At 37.9% G+C, this 22,016-nt stretch carries 13 protein-coding genes, 2 tRNA genes, 1 pseudogene and 1 other annotated feature; of the genes and pseudogenes, 4 read left to right on the top strand and 12 right to left on the bottom strand.

Translation table 11 applies throughout. The features are described 5' to 3' along the window. Positions 1–35 precede the first annotated feature (35 nt). The 7 genes from epsC to HBB17_RS14240 all read right to left on the bottom strand — a co-directional run bounded on the left by epsC (position 36) and on the right by HBB17_RS14240 (position 7,742). The gene (epsC, locus tag HBB17_RS14270; protein WP_167958186.1) at positions 36–698 is read right to left on the bottom strand and encodes a serine O-acetyltransferase EpsC; all 663 of its coding nucleotides are present in this window, start codon (positions 696–698) and stop codon (positions 36–38) included. Positions 699–981: 283 nt separating this feature from the next. Beyond that, positions 982–1,235 (bottom strand) — a binding site (T-box leader). Positions 1,236–1,376: 141 nt separating this feature from the next. Continuing rightward, positions 1,377–1,952: a 2-C-methyl-D-erythritol 2,4-cyclodiphosphate synthase gene (gene ispF / locus HBB17_RS14265; protein WP_167958185.1), complete on the bottom strand. Its 576-nt coding sequence runs from the start codon at positions 1,950–1,952 to the stop codon at positions 1,377–1,379. A 147-nt stretch (positions 1,953–2,099) separates the two neighbouring features. Continuing rightward, a tRNA-Met gene (locus tag HBB17_RS14260) sits at positions 2,100–2,173 on the bottom strand. Positions 2,174–2,210: 37 nt separating this feature from the next. Continuing rightward, positions 2,211–2,283: transfer RNA gene (locus tag HBB17_RS14255), tRNA-Val, on the bottom strand. Between the two features lie 204 nt (positions 2,284–2,487). After that, a complete protein-coding gene (locus HBB17_RS14250) occupies positions 2,488–5,592 on the bottom strand; it encodes an AAA family ATPase (RefSeq protein ID WP_167958184.1) in 3,105 nt (1,034 codons plus the stop codon). Next, positions 5,589–6,746 (bottom strand): exonuclease SbcCD subunit D, encoded by a 1,158-nt coding sequence (locus tag HBB17_RS14245; RefSeq protein WP_167958183.1) that lies wholly within the window; start codon positions 6,744–6,746, stop codon positions 5,589–5,591. Before HBB17_RS14245 ends, HBB17_RS14250 begins: the two co-directional genes overlap by 4 nt. Before the next feature lie 375 nt (positions 6,747–7,121). Further along, complete coding sequence (locus HBB17_RS14240) at positions 7,122–7,742, bottom strand: YczE/YyaS/YitT family protein (RefSeq protein ID WP_238483755.1); 621 nt, start codon at positions 7,740–7,742, stop codon at positions 7,122–7,124. 759 nt (positions 7,743–8,501) lie between these two features. Between HBB17_RS14240 and HBB17_RS14235 the strand changes: the two genes are divergently transcribed. Next, positions 8,502–9,380: a VanZ family protein gene (locus tag HBB17_RS14235; RefSeq protein WP_167958181.1), complete on the top strand. Its 879-nt coding sequence runs from the start codon at positions 8,502–8,504 to the stop codon at positions 9,378–9,380. 5 nt (positions 9,381–9,385) lie between these two features. On the opposite strand, the gene HBB17_RS14230 is transcribed toward HBB17_RS14235, so the two are convergent. Beyond that, entirely contained in the window at positions 9,386–11,797 is a 2,412-nt protein-coding gene (locus HBB17_RS14230) for an ATP-dependent DNA helicase (protein ID WP_167958180.1), read from the bottom strand. 192 nt (positions 11,798–11,989) lie between these two features. Further along, the gene (locus tag HBB17_RS14225; RefSeq protein ID WP_167958179.1) at positions 11,990–12,688 is read right to left on the bottom strand and encodes a hypothetical protein; all 699 of its coding nucleotides are present in this window, start codon (positions 12,686–12,688) and stop codon (positions 11,990–11,992) included. Between the two features lie 343 nt (positions 12,689–13,031). On the opposite strand from HBB17_RS14225, the gene HBB17_RS14220 reads away from it, so the two are divergent. Further along, positions 13,032–13,379: a DUF1292 domain-containing protein gene (locus HBB17_RS14220; protein ID WP_167958178.1), complete on the top strand. Its 348-nt coding sequence runs from the start codon at positions 13,032–13,034 to the stop codon at positions 13,377–13,379. An 88-nt stretch (positions 13,380–13,467) separates the two neighbouring features. Here HBB17_RS14220 and HBB17_RS14215 read toward each other — a convergent pair whose 3' ends face one another. After that, complete coding sequence (locus tag HBB17_RS14215; RefSeq protein WP_167958177.1) at positions 13,468–13,980, bottom strand: DUF4358 domain-containing protein; 513 nt, start codon at positions 13,978–13,980, stop codon at positions 13,468–13,470. 139 nt (positions 13,981–14,119) lie between these two features. Continuing rightward, on the bottom strand, positions 14,120–14,293 hold the full coding sequence (locus HBB17_RS14210; RefSeq protein WP_167958176.1) for a hypothetical protein: 174 nt from the start codon (positions 14,291–14,293) through the stop codon (positions 14,120–14,122). Between the two features lie 350 nt (positions 14,294–14,643). Here HBB17_RS14210 and HBB17_RS14205 point away from each other — a divergent pair, with 350 nt between their 5' ends. Together HBB17_RS14205 and HBB17_RS14200 are read left to right on the top strand one after the other, a co-directional pair. Next, positions 14,644–16,158 (top strand): recombinase family protein, encoded by a 1,515-nt coding sequence (locus tag HBB17_RS14205; RefSeq protein ID WP_167958175.1) that lies wholly within the window; start codon positions 14,644–14,646, stop codon positions 16,156–16,158. Further along, positions 16,139–16,525, top strand: a pseudogene (locus HBB17_RS14200) (peptidoglycan-binding protein); the annotation flags it as partial. The gene HBB17_RS14205 and the pseudogene HBB17_RS14200, both read left to right, overlap by 20 nt. A 197-nt stretch (positions 16,526–16,722) precedes the next feature. Here HBB17_RS14200 and HBB17_RS14195 read toward each other — a convergent pair. Next, positions 16,723–21,852, bottom strand: a complete 5,130-nt coding sequence (locus HBB17_RS14195; protein ID WP_167958174.1) for an immunoglobulin-like domain-containing protein — start codon at positions 21,850–21,852, stop codon at positions 16,723–16,725. Positions 21,853–22,016 lie beyond the last annotated feature (164 nt).

The raw sequence follows: 22,016 nt of genomic DNA, 5'->3' as shown, positions 1-22,016 counted from the left end.
TTGCAACCTAGTCATTCCAACTAGCCTACCTATACTTACTTGCTTAATAATTCTACCCGTTTCTTCAGTGCTTCTAACTCTTCCCGTAATGTACAGTTTTCTTCTTGTAATCTTGACAGATCATTCAAAACAGGGTCTGGTAAATGTACTTGATCCATATCTTCTCTTGGCACTTTCACGTTATCTCGTTTGACAACACGTCCTGGCACACCAACAACTGTTGAATTTGGCGGTACCTCGGACAGAACAACGCTACCCGCACCAATCTTGGAATTCTCTCCAACGGTAAAGGATCCTAAGATTTTTGCACCTGCACTAATCATACAGTTATCACCGATGGTAGGATGACGTTTTCCCGTCTCTTTACCCGTACCACCTAATGTCACGCCCTGATATAAGGTAACATTATCTCCCACAATGGCAGTCTCACCTATTATAACACCATTTCCATGATCGATAAATAACCCTTTTCCTATTGTTGCCCCTGGGTGAATTTCAATACCTGTTTTTCGAACCGTTCTTTGCGAATACCATCTTGCCAAGAAGAAATGCTTCTTCAAATATAATTTATGTGCAATCCGATACCGTAATACGGCTTTAAAACTTGGATATAAAAAAACTTCCATTGGCGTCTTGATTGCAGGATCTCGTTCTTTGATAATCTGCATCTCTTCTTTTACAAACTTTATAAATCCCATTCTTAACCACTTTCCTTCCATTTGGGATCACATTGATTAGAGCGTCATTTCACATTTGTGCAAGCCAGGTGTGAAATGACCTTTTGACCTTTGTATGATGCACGAATTGTTTCGTTGCTTCGCAACTCCCACAATTCTGGAACATTCGCAATCCACGCATTCGCGCTTCTTGCTCATGTCCTGCAGGTCAATATGTCATATTCACATTTGTGCAAGCACAATGTGAAATGACCTTTTGACCTTTGCATCAACTAAAAAACGCCTCTAACAGGACAAACATCCTATTAGAGGCGAATACTTCGCGGTTCCACTCTATTTATTAATCAATACTTCTTATTAATCTCTCATTACACATAACGGCTGCTACCGGATCTTGCTACAGTACCCTTTCACAAAATCAGCTCCCAGATGCACTTCACAGTCTTACAAACCATTTGTAAGAAGATTATTCTATACGTTGATAAGGAATGCTTACAGCCGGTGACACTCCATCTCTGTTATCTCAATATCTGCTACTTTTCTGTTCATCGCTTTTACACTATTCTTTGCTTTATTCTATTCATTATTTTATGTTTTGTCAACTTAAAATATTAGTATTCCTTATTTTGTTTGTGTGTTTCCAGTGAATATAATGATCATATGGGCTTTTGACACCCTAATCATATACCAATATTGCTCTTACACAGGAGCATTCTTCTTACCGCAACCGCTACAACCGCTGCATCCGCCACAACCACCTGCTGGTTGGAAGGTTTCTATCACATGATCATAGGCATAATTACTAACGTTCGTCAACATACAGATTGCTTGAGAGGAGATTCCTTTTCCTTCTCCTGTAAAGCCTAAGCCTTCTTCTGTAGTAGCTTTGACATTAACCTGACTCACTTCAATCTGAAGAGTACTTGCAATGTTCTCACGCATCGTTTGAATATAAGGAGCCATCTTTGGTTTTTGTGCAATAATGGTTGCATCAATATTCTCAATGACATATAGCTCCTGATCAAGCAAATTTTTTACTTCTTTTAATAAAGCCAAACTCGAGATTCCTTTGTATCGATCATCCGTGTCGGGAAAATGTTTTCCAATATCTCCAAGCGCTGCTGCACCCAGTAGTGCATCCATAATTGCATGTAACAAAACATCCGCATCCGAATGTCCCAATAACCCTAATTCATATGGAATGGGTACCCCTCCAAGGATCAAATCACGGTTTTCCACTAATTTGTGTACGTCATATCCCATACCTACTCGCATGTTATTCCTCCTTTTAGCCATTTGTTATTCTATTTGATACAAGCCTGATTACGATTGAAATTAAGGGTTTTTGAAACCCGACCCCTAATATAAGAAATGTCAAATAATAGTGTACCTATTATTTGACATCTCATTCAGTAAATATAATAGCGGAGAACGGATTTGAACCGCCGACACTGCGGGTATGAACCGCATGCTCTAGCCAACTGAGCTACTCCGCCATATTTGATTTCTTGTCCTTAACATAATGATAAGGAATGGGACCAATAGGGCTCGAACCTATGACCCTCTGCTTGTAAGGCAGATGCTCTCCCAGCTGAGCTATGATCCCATATCAAAGTACTGCTCTGTATTGCTACGTCACAAGTACTTTGCTAGTATACTTGTTTTCGACAAGAAAGTCAAGTGTTTTTTTAATTTTTTGAATAATTTCTTTTATTAAAACATTTTCATGCTTTCTGCCCTGCATACATGAGAAAATGTGAACTAAATATAAGGGTCAAATGATATTCCATGATACTTGACCCTTACATCATTAAATTGTCTTCATATACAGCGTACTTCCATGTTTTCCTCGTTCCACCACGATCTGGTCATTAATCCGTTCCTTGAGCTCATTAACATGGGATATAATCCCGATCAAACGATTCTTTTCCGTCAGGCCCGATAAGGTCTCCAATGCCTGCTCTAAGGATTCTGTATCCAGCGAGCCAAATCCTTCATCAATGAATAACGTATCAATCTGAATTCCCCCAGCATAACTCTGGATAATATCCGACATACCAAGTGCTAAGGAAAGAGCCGCCTTGAACGATTCTCCTCCAGATAGCGATTTCACCGATCGTTTCTTTCCCGTATAGTGATCAAGTACTTCCAGATCCAAACTGTCTTTCTTTCTGGCATCATTCACCCCCATTGACCGCATAAGTTCATAACGGCTGTTGGTCATTACCAGCAATCGCAGATTGGCTGCATGAAGGATGTCTTCAAAATACGATGCCAATACATATTGTTCGAATACCAGACGCTCGGAATTGTTTCCTTTTGTCACATTATCCAACTGTTTTAGTACACCATACTCTTCTTCCAAAACAGCCCGCTTTTTAATCTTTTCTTCTAAAGCCTGTGATGCTTTTTGATTCACCATTCGTTTGGTATGGGAAATCTGTTGTTTTTCAAGCAATTCTGCTTTTTTGTTCCTGCAGCTTTCCTGTTCCTTACGCAAGTCCTCCAAGGGAAGAACCTGTTCTTTCCCAATTGTTTCTTTAAGCGTCTTCTGCTGTGCTTCATTTTGACTATAGGTGTCCATATATTGTTTGATTTCTTGTTCTAAACGTGTTCGTTCTTCCTCTGGAAGAAATGCTTGTTGGTATGCTTCTCTGGAGGAAAATCCATACTTTATAAGGGCTTCTTCCAGATTCTTTTTCTCTTCCTTAGATTGTCCATGAATCGAACGCATCTCCTCTTCTCGTTCACAACGAAGCGCTTGCAATTGATCAAATCTTGAATTAATTTTTTCATAGTTTTCTCGAATTGCACTGATTTCCTTTTTGCTTGCTGCTATTTGATTTTTAAGAGTAGTCAGTGTTTCTGTAATTGCTTCCACTGTTTTATATTCAACTGGTAAAGCCTCTTTCTTTTGTTGAAGCTGTTCTTCCCATTGTCTTTGTTCCTGTTGTAAAAGCTGTGCTTTGTTTCCTAGTTGGGACAATATGTTTTCCACATCTTTTATCGCTTTTTCTCTTTCAACGATACAATTCTTAACAGCCTCTTTTTTGGTTTTCTTCTTACCAAGTAGCTGTTCTTCTTGTTGTAACTCCTGTAAAGCAAGGAGCAGTTCGTTCTCTCTTCCCTCAATCTGGTTAATGGCAAGATCCTGTTCTAGACAGGAATGCTCCAATTCTTCCTGTAGTGCCTTCTGTTTTTCTTTCATACCAGTCATTTTAATAAAATATTGCTGATATGCTGCGTTCTTTTTCTCCGCTGTCTTCTTGTATTCTTCAACTTCCTTCTCGTTTGGAACATCATGTGCCACAACTGCTTTTTTTGGATGACTTGTTGAACCACAAACAGGACAAGGTTTTCCCTCCTCTAGTTCTCGCGCAACAATTCCTACAATTGCTCTTCGATATTCCATCTCTTTTTCATCATAAATGCGTTTTGCCTGCATCTGTTCCTCTTCTATTGCCTTATACGCTGGAACAAGTGCTTGCCAATTACGAATCTGGTCCTCTAATTCCTGTTTCTTCTGCTGTAACACACGAATGCGATTCAATTGGGTATTCTGTTTCTCCTGTTTTGCTTTGTTCTGTTCAATTGCTACTTCCAGATTCTCATAGGAAGCATATTCTTCCTTCTCTTTTTCATATGTTTCCTGCAGTTGTTTTTGTTCTTCCAGGCTTGCTTGTTGGTTCTCCTTGTTTTTCTTATATTCTACAAGATTCTGTTCCCTCTTTTTCTCAAGTGTTGTTATCTCTTCCATCAATGGAACATACCCTTCAACCTGCTGTTGTTTCATCTGTAGTTGTAGTAGAACCTTTTCCATACCCTCGATCTGTTGAAATTGTTCCTGCCTCTTGGTATGCTCTGGCTTAACTTCTTCTAACTCTGCTTTGATCTTCTCCCATTTTCCTTTTGCATTGGTATAGCGCGTTACAGAAGATGCATACATACGATCAAAAGATTCTACCTGCATCGCTTTCAATGCACATTTTGCTTTTTCCTGTTTTAGCACAACTTCTTGTTTTTGTGCCTCCAGTTGTAGGTGTTCTTCTTCCAATAGTTGCAGGCGTCTTCGATCTTCCATCACTTTCTCGCCCTTTGCAATGGTTTCAACTAATTTTTTCTCCCGTTTCTCCATTATCTGGATCTCTTCCTCCCGTATTCGATCCTGCTTTTTCCCATCTGCAATAGACTCTTTAAGAAGTGTTAGAATTCTTGCATAATGATAAGGTGGGCTTTCCAATAATTCTTGTAATTCTTCCTCTTCTTTGGTTGTATCTAATGTATTCACGATTTCTTCCAATCGGCTATTTTGTTCCGCAAGATTTTTTTGTAAACGAAGAGATTTCTCTGTTAACGCCTTCTGCAAACGTTCATATTGATTGGTTTTGAAGATATTTCGCAAGATTTCAACACGGTCTTTTGAACTGGCTACAAGCAATTCTAGGAATTCCCCCTGGGCAATCATGGAAACCTGCTTGAATTGCTGATATGTCAATCCGAGAATTTCTTCAATCTTTCGATTCACTTCTGTTATGATTACAATTGGCTGTTGATCCTCCACATATAGTTCTGCAACTTCAAGGGATGTGGTGGTTCCTTCTCCTCTTTTCTTTGGTCGTTCGTATTTGGGTGCACGGTACACTTTGTACTGTTTTCCTTTGTGTTCAAAGAGCAACTCTACAAAAGTATCTTCTCCCGCTGCAGCAAAGTCACTGCGCAAGGACCCTTTTTCACGCGTCTTTCCGCTTACGTCTCCATATAGAGCAAAAGAAATGGCATCAAATATTGTTGTCTTACCTGCTCCTGTTGGTCCTGTAATTAAGAATAAACTTCCCTGATTAAATCGGGTAAAATCCACCACAACTTTCTCATTATAGGAGCCCCACGCTGCAATGGTGATCTGAATTGGTCTCATTGTTGTTCCCCTCCAATCTCCTCAATCGTGTCCTTCATACATTGCTCCTCTTCTTCTGTCAATTCTTCACCCGTTACACTCTGGTAAAAATCCTGAAAATGTTCATAGATGTTCTTCCGTTTTACTGAGATTCTGGCTTGTTCCAGCCCTTCGTCTTGCTTCTTCCGTTCATTTTTTTCAAATGCAATCTGCATAACGTTCGGATAGACACTTCGCAATTCGCCCATCGGATCATACAATTCCTGCCGATCCAATAAGGTTACATGTAGATAATCATTCACATCAGCTAAAGAATACACATCTTCACTCATCAGTTCTTCTAGTTTCCCTTTAATTTTTCTCATATCATGGAGTGGAGTCAGCTCCCTTGTGCAAATGGTTACATTCCCCTTTTCCTTGATTTCCACTACTGATACACTCTTCTTATGAAAGACTTCGGAAAAGGAATATTTGATTGGTGAACCACTATATCGTATGGTATCCCTTCCCATTCGTTGTGGACCATGGATATGTCCAAGTGCAACATAATCAAATGCATCAAACACATGAATATCTACATTCTCTGCTCCACCTAACAACAGATTTGATTCAGACTCACTTTGTTCTGGTGGTTTCCCTGTATTGGTAACAAAATGATGGGTAACTAAAATATTTCTCGCTGCTTCATCTACACCTGCTGCTTCAATCATCTTACGAACACCATCTTCACATGATACAATCTCCTCATCCTGATATAGATGTCGTATTGTCGCCGGCTTTGCAAATGGAAGCAAATACACATACAAAGGACCGTATGTATCCTCAAGAACAATGGGTTCCATATTCCCTCGGATAACCCCTTCTACGTATAGTTTCTTTTCCAACATAATGCTCTGTCCAAATGCTATTCGCTCCGGAGAATCATGATTTCCACTGATCATAAAAATGCAAATTCCCAGTGCTGTGGCTTCTCGAAGGAACTGATCTAATACCATCACAGCTTCCGCAGAAGGCACAGAACGATCATAGATATCTCCTGCTAATACCAAAGCGTCAGCCTCTTCTTCCTTTGCAATCGTTAGGATTTGATCCAACACATGTTTCTGTTCTTCCAACATACTGAACTCATTCACAACTTTTCCAATATGCAGATCTGCTGTATGAATAAATTTCATATTTTTCTTCTCGCCTCTCTTTCTAAATGAATATGCAACGTCTAACTTCTGTTCAAAATTTTTTATATAACCGTTTCATTTAACATTATCCTAAGTTCTTTTCTTTACTCCCATTTTACCACATTTTGTAATGTTTCGTAGACAAATTCAAACAGGAATTTCATAACATGCAATGTCTTCGAAATGCGTTCAAAAAGTCAGAAAAAATCTTCATAAATCAAGAAGCAAGAAAGACTACATTCGCGTCTAATTCAAACTTCCTATTCTATGAAGATTTTATAGTATGATCTTATATAAACTTTACAAAAAACCTTATGTTCACTTACCTATTTCCCCAATAGCTAACATTCTGCATCAAGCAACAAGATAATTTGATTATTTATTATCTTCCACTAGGCGGATTTTTCTGAGCTGTTCTGTAAAGAACTGAATAATTGGACCAGCGGTCAATACGGTTACCAGCGTAATCACGCCAAGTTTTCCGCCCATAAGAAATCCAGTCGCTACCATGATAATGTCAAAACAGATTTTCGTCTTACGAAACGTCCATTTTAATTTTTCCGATACTGCCATAACAACTCCGGTAAATGGATCCAGTCCCAAATTAACCCAGATAAATAATGCCACTCCAAAATACGTTGCACTGCAGCCTATAACAGCTCCAATGATTCGTTGTATAAAACTTTCCTGTTGTAAAAAAAGATGAAAGATCTTCGTTCCGATTGAAACAAAAAATCCAAATGGCAAAATGTAGATCAACGTTCCTATATTAATAAATCTTTTTCCTAAGAAAAATAAAACGATGATCATTGCAACATTTACACCGTTCGAAACCAATCCTAATTGATCTGGTGACATCTTCAATACATTTCTTAAGCCATCATATAAAATCGCAATCGCATCATTTCCAAATAGCGTTGCAGCATTAAACGCCACACCTAACCCTACAAAGAAAATACCGATAAGCGCAATCAATATTCTACAATAATATTTCATTCCACAATTCTCCTTCATATACATAAGCCATTTTTCTTAGATGCAAACCTTCACATGCTTATTTACTATAAAGGATTTTTACCTTTCGTACAAATGTAATATTCTCCATTTTCATTTGTAATCATGTGTACGTAATCTTTATCAAAAGTCTTTCGTTCCCATACTCTCTATTCTCCAAAATGCCACCGCTGCACATTGAAGTTCCGCAATGAGCAAACAAAGGAGTTCTACCTCTAGACTCTTTCGTCCTGCTTATTCATTCAAATAAAAATACGATACATTCTCTTGCTTAAATCGACTAAGTAAAAACCTTTCTAAATACCCAAGAAAAATGCTAGAACCATATACTACCACATTGCAGATTACTTTTGCAATACCCCTCTTGTAAAAATCCAACTTTTCCATTACCTTACTCTTTTATTAGTTCTTTTATCTGCTTCTTTACCAGTATTATAATCATATAGATTGGATAAAACAACTGTATGCACTCCAAATTATTCAAAATATACGAACTTTCCCCTATACAAAAGTAGAAATATATAGTAAATTGGTTATAGACATATTTTCCTAATATTTTCATTATTATTATATGATGCAATGGTCAAACGGTCACTTCACGCTGTGTTGGCCGATCAAACATACGCAAGTAGCACCACTTATATACCAGATTGCGAATGTTTCAGAATTGTGAGTTCTAATACAACGGAACAATTCATGCATCAGTCGTAACAAATTATTACTTTTCGAAAGGATGGTATCATGAATCGTCTTTCTGTACGACTTACAACAATCATTGACGTAGTCAGTTTGTTAACCCTAGGATCAGAATTTGTATTTTTCTACACTTGTACGAATCGAATTCTGTTCTTTGCAATCTTATGTTTGACTTTATTTGTGTGTACCAGCATATTTATAAGAACCTCTCATACGTTCGATGCTGTATTTTTATATAGTTTTATCCTTGTGTTATTTAGTTCCTTTGTCATCGGATTCTTATTCATAAAAGGAAATGCCTTCTCTATCAAGTACCAAGAGGAGCTTTTTTACCTCGTTTTGCTTAATTGGCTTATTCCTATGCTTTGCTCTGTCATTCACAATCTTCATGATTCCAGAGAGCAATATGCACACTTCACTAGTTTTTTTAACAAAAGTTCCATTCAGTTCATTATCTACTATGCTGGTTTTTTAGCATTACTCATTGTAGCAAAACCCGTTACATTGCCTTGTATCAGTAGTACAATGGAACAATCCATAAAGGAAGCATCCCACGGTAATATGATTCCCTTCTATCGTATTGCATGCTATATTGAAGACTCCATCTATAATCACACGGACTTGAAACCATTATTTCAATATATTCTTGCATCAGCTTTGGTGACATTGCCTTATGGTTTTTATATTGCCCTACTTTTTAAGAGAAAAGGTCATTTGATCCGTTTGCTTCTTTTGTTTCCACTTCCAATCGTCATTGAACTCTGCAAACATTTTATTGCACAGGAAGCAACGGATGTGGAACATATCTTTCTTGGCGTACTCGGTGGATTGCTCGGTTCCTGTATATTCTTTCTTTTGAATAACCGATACAATCACCTACGTCATTATGATTTTTTAGAAGGAAGAAGGTATTACAACTGGTAATAGGGTTACGGTGTTTCGCACCAAAACTTTTGCACTAATTGTGGAAATTCTTCCGTTCGTGTTATTTCGTGTGGGAACCACTCCCTCGGAAACAGATTCTGGTATTGACGATTGGTAAACCGTTCATCAAGCAGTACGATGATTCCACGATCCTCTTGGGTTCGGATCACTCGTCCTGCTGATTGTAACACTTTATTCATTCCATTATACAGATATGCGTAATCAAAACCATGTCCGTTATATTGTTCGTAATAGTTACGAAACAGTTCTCGTTCATTGCATACCATAGGAAGACCCGTTCCCACGATGATAACACCAATCAAACGATTGCTTCGTAGATCAATTCCTTCGCTGAAGATTCCACCCATAACGCACAAGCCGATTCTTGTTCTTGTGGGATTCTCTACAAAATCTTCTAGGAACTGCTCCTTCTCTTGTTCTGTCATGTTATTATGCTGTATATCCACATCTGCTTGAATCTCATCCCTTCGTTTTCTCTCTTCTACAATACCGGCTACTTCTTTTAACAATTGATAAGATGGAAAAAACACCATATAATTTCCGATCTTCCCATTTACCAAGTTCTGAATATAGGTTGCTATCTTTTCATATTCCTGTCTGTTTCTTCTTGTATATTTCGTACTCACATCGTTTCCAATGACTAGCAATCGACGCTCCTTATCAAATGGTGATGGTGCATAGATTGCATAATCCTCTTCAGATCCAGCTAATTGGTCTTTATAATATGCAATCGGTAGAAGTGTAGCAGAAAAGAAAATTGCACTTTTTCCTTTGGCTAAACAATTTGCCAGATTATGCGTCGGATTCATACATTGGAGTCTTACACGAAATCCTTCCATCTCGTCATAATCTGAATAGATTAGATAATGCTCATCTAATAATTCATGCATATTCATAAAATGGCGAATCTGAAGGTATAGTTCCAAACAACGATCTCGCCCTTCAAAGTTCTTCCATTCCACTAAAAACTCTTCATATTCCGCAACTAATCGCATAAGATGCAGAACTAAATCTCCGATATTCTCTACGACTTCACATTCTTCACAAGCCCTTTTTAATTTCAGAAGACTGGAATTACATGCATCAAGTCTCTTACTCATCTTCTTACTGTAACCCGACACAATCTTCTTCACATCTAGAAAATGCTGCTTAAAAAGTTGTGCACTATACATCTCTCTTGCTCGTTCCACTAGATTATGGGCTTCATCAACTAAAAAGATATAATCGTTTTTCGTTTCATTTGCAAAAAAACGACGAAGATAGACATTAGGATCAAACACATAATTGTAATCACAAATAACCGCATCGGACCAGTTTGTTACATCCAAGCACATCTCAAATGGACAAACCCGGTGTTTGGCCGCATAAGACAAGATTAACTCTCTTGTTATTGCATCTTCATGAGTGATTAAGTCGTAAACAGCATCATTTACTCGGTCATAGTGTCCTTCCGCACGCTCACATGCTCCTGGATTACAATCTGGTTTCTCTAGAATGCAGAATTTGTCTTTGGCTGTTATCGTGGTTACTTTCAATCTCATTCCCTTTAAAGAGAGCAAAGAAAAGGTATCCTGTGCTGCCGTTCGAGTAATTGTCTTCGCCGTCATATAGAAGATTTTATTACTAAAGCCTTCTCCCATTGCCTTAACTGCAGGATATACAGTAGAAATCGTCTTACCTACACCGGTAGGTGCTTCTATATAGAGCTTCTTATTACGTATGATTGTCCGATATACCCCCGTTACTAGCTCTCTTTGTCCTTCTCGATATGGGAATGGAAATTCCACTCCCTTAATGGAGGCATTCCGTTCTTCCCTCCAGGAACATTGCCATTGAAGCCATTTGGAAAATGCCGCTGTCAAATCAAGAAACCATTGTTCTAGATAAGAAAAAGTAAAATCTTCTTCGAAGTATTTCATCTGTTCTGTTTCGATATTACAATAGGACATTCGCACCTGAATTTGGTCCAATTGTTCTTGTCTTGCCACGATATAGGCATAACACATCGCTTGTGCCTTATGAACAGAAAATGCTTCTTTTAAGAAACTCAGATCCATATAGATTGCTTTGATTTCGTCAATGATTACAATATTCTTCTCTAATCCAGTCTCGTCGTCACATACGTTGGTATGAATGACACCATCTGCTCGTCCTTCTACGCATAGAGAATATTCTTCCTCTAATGTAAATGCTAGCGTTGTTATACTAAGTGGCACTTCTGCTTGATATTCACTTCCCATACGCTTTTGAATCTTTCGATGAATACGGCTTCCTTCCTGCATTGCGTCTGCATCTGCGTTCATCACCTGTGTGTTATCAATATTGCCACTTCTTAAAATGAACTCCACTAGATTCCGTACAGAGACTTTTATGACATGATCCACAATCTTGTACATTCTGCAATTCCTTTCCTTTTCTTTACTGCGTTATCTTTCATTATAGTACATTTGTTCGTAATACGCAATAATTCACAAATATGTGTTGTCACGAAAAAGCTTCAACTATAAAAAAAACTTCTACATCCCTGGTATTCAAAAAGCTTGTTTGCCTTCTTCCTACCAGGGTGTAAAAGTTGTTAATCCTCTGTACTAAAGATACATTGTATAGTCTTCATCATCATCGTCATAAAGACCATTTTGATATCCTCGAGTCCAATCTATATTCTTCGCTCTCTTCTGTTTTACTTGTGGTTTTGCCTGCTTTTCTGTCTTCTTGCTTTCTTGTTTCTTTTGCATGGCTTTTTTCTCACGCTCTAAACGTTTGATTGTTTCAAATTTATCTGGTTGTTGTTCTTTTTCTCGCGAACTTGTATCTTTCATTCTTTGGTCTCTGCTGCCGTAGCTTTTACCAGATCTACCTTCATTCTTATCAGAATCATAGTCACGGTCTTTGTTGTAACCACGATCTTTGTTGTAGCTATTATAGCTTCCGCCTCTTGTATCTCTACCGTCTCTGTTATCCCTGCCTCTGAATCCATTGTTGTCTCTCTGGTAATTACCAGATGATTCTCCATCCCGTTTGTATGGTCTTGCAGGTCTACCATCACGATTGTTGGAATCGCCTTGCTTGCTAAAGCCTCTTGATTCTTTGTTAAACGGTCTAGCTTCTTTGTTATATGGTCTTCCTTCCTTATTATACGGACGATTTTCACGGTTTCCATTATAAGATCTATTTTGGTCGCGATTATTATCATTATCTCGATTTACTCTAGGTCTATAATTATTATTTCTCGCCTCGTTGCTACGGTTTTCTCTTGGTCTGCTATCATTAGCATTGCTTGTAACCACTGAATGTTCTCCTCCTAAACTGTGAATGTTCAAAAAACAGGTATCGCTATTATACCGTTATAGTAGCATAATATACCGCTCTTAATTATTTTATGCCATTTTACAATAAAGTCAATATTTTTTTACTGTTTTTTGCAATAAACTCATTGAATTTTACTGGTTTTCTTAAAATAACACCTTGCAATTTCACATGCAATCTGATACATTCATAATAACGAGAAACATTAGCTTACTAATCGTTTATTTTTTAGATTTGCAATAGGAAATAAGTAACAGTAACTAACTGAACAGAAGTTACATTTCTTCTGTGACAATCTCTATTACAAAGAAATGAGGTATTTACATGAGCGACGAACGTCATGATGACAATTGCAATTGCGGTTGCAACGAAGAAGAACACGGAATGGTAACATTAACACTAGATGATGGTACCGAGATGGAATGTATCGTATTAACTATTTTCCCAGTTGGTGAAAATGATTACATTGCATTATTACCAGCAGATGAAGCAGAAACTGATGAAGAAAGCGAAGTATTCTTATATCGTTTCAAACAATTAGAAAATGATGAAATCGAGCTTCTTAACATTGAAGATGATGCAGAATATGAAGCAGTTGCGGATGCTTTTGATCAATTTTTAGATGATGAAGAATTCCAAGATATGCTTGATGAAGATGAAGACGAAGAATAATTGACAAAAAGGTTTCAATACAATTACTTGTATTGAAACCTTTTTTTGTTCGATCATTCGTTCCTAGATATAGAAACCAATAGGATACTTATTTGACTAATGCATCATCTGAGATTTTTTTTATGCTGGCAATATCATCATAGACATAGTAGAACACGTATGCATCCTTTACAAATACCTGCCCACCCTTTACTTTCTCATATTGTTCTGGCAGATTTTGTTTCCACTCTTTCTCCTGGTTCTTTCGAAATTCATCAAAAGCTAATTTGACTGTATTTACATCTTTTTCTTCTTTGACTTTGGCAATAATAATTCGATCTGCACTGTCATTCATCGGATTTTCGTAATAGATTGCCTCTTCTAATATAGAAGGATTAAGTGACATCTTCTCTACCATTGCCGCTCCTTCCTCACTAAGTAAGTCAACCTCATTCCAACTCAATTCTTCCTTAGAACCCAACCCTTTGTCCTTTGCGATCTGTTCTCCAATAGAATCAATCAAGTCTTGGGTCTTAACTGACCCTTTCTTACTTTTACTCCCACAACCAATTAAACTTGCGAGAAGCAGCACAATAACTAATATGGAAACTACCTTTTTCATTGGTTCCTCCTTACGATTCGTTTTAGAAGTAGTTTATCCAACATTTTCAATTTTATCCATATGGTTTATATGTTGTTTCCTTAATCTATCTTACTTATTCCTTCCTTTATTCCTTTGCTTCTTTCTTTTCTTCATTCCTTCATTCCTTTTCTTTATTAGCACTTTCGTTAGAACATGTTAGGTTCGTTCGTTCTTGTAGAATTCGAAACATCTGCCGATGCATCTCCTTCTTTTCCTCCTCCGATAACGCTTGAAACTTTCGGATGGAACCGTTTTTTTCATAAATATAATTTTCAAACTTAATCTTTTCCATATTATTCTTCCTCCCTCTTTCTTGTTTGCGAAACTTGTATTCCGGTACTCACCTCTAGCATCTTACTTTTATTAATACATAACGCAAACTTCGCACATCGAAAACGTTTATTAGAATTTAACAACCACATACTCTTCAAAACATTCAAGTGTGAAAATCGCGTATATTAATCATATTATGAACGAACAAACGGCAACAGTAGCACAACAAAACCCCTCATAAAAGTTTATTGATGAATAAGCAAGAATATTTATTCTTATAAAACTTTCTGGTTCTTGTGCAACGTAGTAAATATCGTATACCAGTATGGAAGCATTTGTTTCACAGTATTAGCATAATGGCCAAATAGTATGGAATACGGATATAGTAATCCTTTTGATTTTGAGACTATATCAATGAATATTGCAGCACTATATATCCGTGTCAGTACGGAAGAACAAACGGATTACTCTCCTGATGCACAGAAGCGATTGCTTCTTAATTATGCCAAGACCAATGATTACCATGTCCCAGAAGAATTCATATTTATCGATGAGGGAATATCGGGAAGGCGTGCAGATAAACGACCTGCTTTTATGCAAATGATTCGAATGGCAAAAAAGAAACCCCATCCCTTTGACGCAATTCTTGTTCATAAGTTCGACCGCTTCAGTCGCTCAAGAGAAGACAGTATTCTTTATAAATCTATTCTTAAAAGAGAATGTGGCATTCGTGTGATCAGTATTACCGAACATCTAGAAGATGATAAATTTTCCATTATTCTAGAAGCTATTCTAGAAGCCATGGCAGAGTACTATTCCCTTAATCTATCTGATGAAGTACTAAAGGGTATGACAGAGAAAGCCATTCGTGGTGGATATCAAGCGGCCCCCCCTCTTGGCTACTATATTCCACATGCTAAAGAGATTCCACGTATTTCCCAAGAGGAAGCCACTCTTGTACGGCAGATCTTTCATCGATTTGTTATTGACCACCGCTCCCCATATGAAATCGCACGTGAACTGAATGCCTATGGTTATCGAACGAAGCGTGGAAATCCTTTTGAGAAACGTACCATTTCCTATATCCTGTCCAATCCTTTCTATGCAGGGTATATACGCTTTCAGTTAAAGAAAGCCCCCTCTTCTGCAATTCTAACGCAAGGTGTTCATGAACCTTTAATCACCAAAGAACTTTACGATGCTGCTGCCAAGATGCAAGACTTAACGAAACAAGAACCAAGGAAACATGCACCAGGAAGCAAACATTGGCTATCCGGATTGGTAAAATGCAGCAATTGCGGAAGTTCTCTTCTTGTATATAAACGAGTACTTGAAAGGAGAGGGAAAACATATTATAATCTACAATGCTGCGGTTATCAGAAAGGACGATGTCTACAGTCCCATCAACTCAGCTTACAGAAGATGTTATCCACATTGCATGACTCTTTGCTTGAAGTTTATCCACAAACTTCTATGTTTTACCAGTTATCTATGCACACCATACACACCCATTCTAAAAATCTCCCTTCTACAGAAGATCTTATACATAAATTAAGTACCCGATTACAGCGCGCAAAAGATGCTTATCTAAATGGTATAGACACTTTGGCTGATTACTCACAAACGAAGAAAGAACTAACCAAACAGATGGAACAACTTAGGAAGGAGCCAAAGGAAACTCTTGCTTATACGAATGAACCCGAAAAAACTCCTTCTTTCCCTTCCCTTGCTTCTCTCCTTTTGTCAGAGCAAGTATTGGATTCTGATAAGAGACAGATTCTAACAACCTTACTCCATCATATGGAATATGACAAAGAAACTGCAACCATCCGTTTCTATTATTACCTCCCTTTTTGCAATAAGGATGACCCAATGGGGCTCTAAATCTCTTGGTGACCAAGGGTATACAGCAATTGAAATCCTTCGTAATTTCTATGGTCAAAACATGTTTATTAATACAGCAGACGAAATCGCTGGTGTGCCTTCTTCTTGGCCTGGATACGATCTTACGATTGGAAGCAGCGGGGCAAAAGTCCGTCAGATGCAGGAACAATTGAATGTCATATCCAACAACTATCCTTTGATTCCTAAGATCAATGCTGATGGCGCATTTGGTTCACGTACCCAAGAAGCCGTTCGCCAGTTCCAACAAATTTTTGATTTGCCTGCATCTGGTGTTGTAGACTTCCCTACCTGGTATCGGATTTCTCAGATCTATGTTGCCGTATCAAGAATTGCTGAATTGGTATAAATTTTCATCAAACTATGTCCTGTATTACATGAGATAAGCGAATGCTTTGCAAAGTAAAGAAAGTTATACTAGGAAAGTCGGAGGACTTTCCTAGTATGTTAAAAAGACAATCTTTCGTGTTGGTATCCCAAGTAGGTATAATCAATGACCCACTTGGGGATATCTCCACATAAGATTGTCTTTTCCTTTACGACATTCTACTTCACTGTAACTTTCGTCGTATAACGATATTTCGTACCATTTTCAAAAGTAACGGTAACGGTGATTGTTGCCTTACCAGCTTTCTTTCCTACCACTTTACCATTTTTATTCACTGTGGCAACTTTCTTATTGTTTGATTGATAAGATACCGTTGCTACTGCTGTTTCTTCTCCATATTGCTCCGTTGCAGAAGCTTGGAAAGAAGGTACTAATGCAATCGTATCAGGAAGATTAACTTGAATCGTCGTACTCTTTCCTTTTGCTATGGTTGCTTTTTTCTTCGACAGACTAATCTGTTGTTTTAATGTAACTTTAACTTCAGTAGAGGCTTTATTCGTAAGAATCACATACGTATCTTTTGTTTTAAGATTTGTATTAATCATTCCATCTTCATCTACAATATAACGTACTTTTGCATTGCTTTCGAATTTACCTGTTTCCTCATTAAATCGGTACACATACACTGCGTCTCCTGAATTAAGTCCCAATTGCGACTTCACATTCACACGGAGTACACTTCCACTTGGAAGTGTTGCTTTCTCATCAAAAGAAATCACATATCCAGTCGTATTGTTCTTATCTTCTTCCAAAGTTTTTTGAACAGAAGCATTACCCTTTGCATCACTTCCTGAAACAACAAGATTTAATGTTTCAAGGTAATCATTTGATTTTAACATCTGGTCTCCATTAAGATTCCATGCATACCATGTAGTACCAGTCTCATCAACTACCTTAATTTCTAATGCTTTCTTCGTGTTCTTTAACACTTTCAATACTTCTGCTGTTGCAACAAGGTCTTTTACAATAACGTCATCATTTTCTTGCAAATATGCTTTATCTAAAATGATTTTTGTTGTAGCACCCAGTACATTCTGCGCTTCTAATTCTTGTCTTAACTTCGTTGCATTCGCAACTGGCAAAGAAAGCTCTACAGGTTGTCCCTGATTCGTAATTGCTTCTTTCAACATCTGTTGATTAAGGGTAATTGTTGTAACAACATTGGTATCTACTACTTTGGTATCCATTGTTGCATTCACATCACGGCCTGCCTGAATCGTTTCTTCTGTCGATAGCGGTTGCTGATCTTCGTTTGTTTCCTGTCCACTTGGATTACTTGGAATCGTGATAATTACATCTCCGCTACCACCTGAGCCGTTTCCACCGGAACCGCCATTCGATCCACCACCACTTACCACATCATTACTACTGTTTGGATCTACTACATATAGGAAGAACGTTGCTTCTTTCCCCTCGTATGTAACCGTTAATTTCTTCGTACCTGCTGTTGTGGAATCAAAACCAGTTATCGTAAATAAACTGGTATCAATGATGTCAGCCTCGGAACGGTCGTTATAGAATGCCGTTATTTCCAAACCATCAATAACAAATTCTTCACCTAATTTGTAACCAGATTTTGATGGATTCTTCTTCACACAGATTCCAACTATCTCTTTTACCATAGGAACATCTACTACTGTAATTGAAAATGTAGCTGCCATTCCCGCAACCGTTATTACAACATTTTGTTGGCCGAGAATAGAACTATCAAATCCTGTTGTAGTAATTTCTGACAGATCAGAGGTTGTTCTCTCTGAACCATCTGCGTAATGAATGGTCACTGCAATTCCAGCCAGATTAAGAGTATCTCCTAACTGATAGATTGTTTTGTCAGGAAGTGTTGTTAATTCAATGGAACCTTCATTACCTTCTGTAAAAATTGCTGTTACCGATTTGTTTTCCATTACATTGGTATCGGTACGAGATGCAGTTGTTACATCATCACTCCATTTGACGAAGATACTACTTCCAGACGCAACTGCACGGACTTCTGAACCACTGGTACCTTTACCAACAACCTGAACGGCTTCTCCTTCAATATATCCACCTTCACTGGCTGTATACGTTAAGGTAACCGTCTCTCTTTCAAATTCTGCTGTTACAGCAAGATCATTTACCACATTCGTATCCTGTCTTGTTGCAGTTGTTACTCCATCACTCCATTGCCTAAATACATAACCGTAGTTTGGTACTGCCTTTACTGATGTTGCATTCGTTCCAATTCTTACATCCTGTGATAATGTACCTTCAATGGTACCACCTTCTGAAGCGGTATAGGATACTTTTGCATAGTACTCGTCATGAATCTCCTCTTTCGTTAATTCACGGTTATAGACTTTGAAGTTATCATAATAGCCTTTGTAATAACCATCTCCAGAATAAAATGATTTTCCTAGATAAGCTGCTACACTGCTATCAAAATCCAAAATATTTGTAGTAATATCATTAACCGTAGATTTTAATGCACCATCAATGTATAAGCTCATTACATTCTTGTTTACAACAAGTTTCACATTATGCCATACATCCTGAATAGTAGATGGCATTGTTGCCTTCAATGTTTGCTCACCACTCCAGCTGCCTTTTGTAATCGCATACTGATACGTATCGGAAGTTGTTTTCAAGAACAGATATTTATCACTGTTCTTTCCAATACCAAATGTAAAATATCCAGAAGAAGCACTTGTCTCTGCTTTCACATCAAAAGATACAGAGAACTTGTTTCTACCATCAAAGAAGCCTGTTGGTAAAGCTGCATAGGTATCTGTTGTACCATCTAGGTAAAGGACTTGTCCTTTCTCTGCATCTGTAACATACGTTGCATTACCGAATAGCTCTCCATCACGTGAATTGCCTGATTGATCTGCAATGTTCGTACCAGACAATGTTTCATTGAAGTCATAAGAAATTACTGGTTCAATAACTTCTGCTTCTGTATTTTCTTTTGCTCGTAAATCCCATTTCTCCATTAATGTATCATATTCCGCTCTGGTAATATTCATAACCGTTCCATGACGCATAGTAGATGGGAAAGAATATTCATCTGTTGTTAATTTAGTAAAGGAACCGCTTGCTAAATCTGTAGTAACCAATGGATAATATCCACCACCGCCAAAGTTATCAAGAAGCAGACACCATCTATTCTCTCCGTTAAACTTAAAGCAAGTACCACCTTCTACATACTGGTTTTCCTTTAATACATCCGCTGATACTCTTGTCCATGTTCCTAACATAGAATCACTTTTCTCAACAATCGTGTATTTACCACCAGTTGTTACTCCATCTTCTGGTGTACTATCCTCATTCTTGTAGAAACGGTAATACGTAAGAGAACCGTCTCCATTCTCAACGGAGATAACAGAAGCATCAATAGCACTTAAAGTTTCTCCTGATTGTCCCTTTAATTCTATCCATAATTCTGGTTCTGTGAAAGTATAGAAATCTCTTGTCTTACAATAATATACACGTTGTTTGCTATAACTATCATCACTGGTTTTTGAAGACCAGAACACCACATATTCCCCTGTCTTCTTATCGTAGAAGATTTCAGGTGCCCAAGTACAGCCAGCATTGTCTGCTGCAATCTTCGTAAGTCTTGGTTCAGACCAATTAACCAAATCTTCTGACTCCCAGATCATGATGGATTGGCTACCATTTACTTGGCTGTCTGTCCATACATTTCCTGACTCTCCACCAGAACGTCCATTGATCTTAAGATCTGTAGCGATCAGATAGAATTTGTCTCCTTCTGCTGAACGAATGATAAATGGATCTCTCACACCACATTCACCCAATGTAGAGGTAAGTACAGGTGCCCCTTCATTCAGGTCTACCCAATCCAAACCATTTTCACTGGTAGCAAAATAGATTTGCTCTCCATTGGTTAAGCCCTCTCCCTTAAAATATGCAAACAGATATGCCGCATTATCTGCTGTTGTATAAGAGGATTTCGCTTTCACAGTTGTAGCAAATTCCTTTGTGTCTGTCTCTCCATCTAAACTAAGGTTCGCTGTTAATGTAACATTCGTGTCTGTGTCTTGACGGGTAACAACACCTGCTGGTATTGCATCGTAGCCATCTTGTGCAATCTCTTCTGTTGAAACTACAGATGGATTAGAGCTTGTCCAAGTAACCGTTACTCCATAAGAATTCTTAGTTGGTAATGTAATATTGCCTGTAATACCATCTGTTATAGGAAGATTCAAGCTGTCCTTTACTGCTGCGATCTTCTCTGCTGCTGACATTTCCTTTTCCACTGTAACGGTAAATGGTACTTCTTTCTCCACGCCTCCAATAGCGATTGTGGCTGTTAACGTTGCTACTACATCACCTTCTTCAAAAGAAGGTTTCGTAATCACACCATCTGTAGTAATTACATTCTCATCCGTTGTTGCCCACGAAATGGTCGCACTGTTGGAACCTGTCGTTGGTAACGTCACATCTTGGTCAAGTGTTACGGTATGTGTTTGAAAATCTGCTCCAATTGAATCACAGATTTCTGCTGCCACAAGATCAAATTGTTCCTGTACATATGTATTTGCTACTTCCTCTGTAGATAATACACTACTATAGAATTTGATATCACGTAAGCTACCAATGAAATCATAGTAGTTTGAACTTGGCATTCCAGCACCAATATTTACAAAAGACAGTTCGCCTAGTGCACTTACAGAAGCTGCTGATGTAACAGAACAAACAAATACACCATCTTTGTAATAACTAATCTTCGTACTGTTACTTCCAGAAGATACATCTTCTAAGGTAATCGTAATTTGATACCAACCACTTGTTGGTGAATTCACATTATTTGCAGTGTTATATTGGATACCAGTAACTTCACTTCCAACATAAAAGCTAGATCTTGCTAAGCCCCAGTTAAATGGGGTAAACCCAAAGAAATACGTATCTGAAGCACCAAATGTAAATACCGATGTCTTATTATTACCAGATGCCCCATTCTTCACCCAAGCAGATATGGTCAATGCATTGGAATCCTGCATTTTCGTTAAAATTCCAGAATCTAATGATACATAATTCTGACGTACACTACTTGTGGAATTGGATAACTTGATTCCACCTTCCGAATCATAGGTTGCATTACCAACAATGGTACCATCATACCCATTACCACTATAATCTTTCGTATCTCCACGGAATGGATAATAAGCAAATACGGTTGCGGTATCTGCTTTCGCAATTGTAACCCCATAGCCAAATGGATTCGTAGGAAGAATTAATGTCAATACCAAAAGCAATGCAATCATACGTCTTACATTCTTTTTTTTCATAAAAATTCTACACTCCTTTTTTTGCGGGTGTGATCCCCCATGACCACACCCGTTTCACTTACTAACACAAGCTTTGTACACCGTAAATTGTCTATGAGTAGGTGATTACTTTTACAACTTTTGTACCGGTATGTGTGATCCAAGCGAGAGCGCGTTTTCCGACG

The organism is Anaerosporobacter faecicola (assembly GCF_012070565.1).
In the GTDB taxonomy this organism is placed as follows: Bacteria; Bacillota; Clostridia; order Lachnospirales; family Lachnospiraceae; genus Anaerosporobacter; species Anaerosporobacter faecicola.
This window is presented reverse-complemented; position numbering and strand designations above follow the sequence as displayed.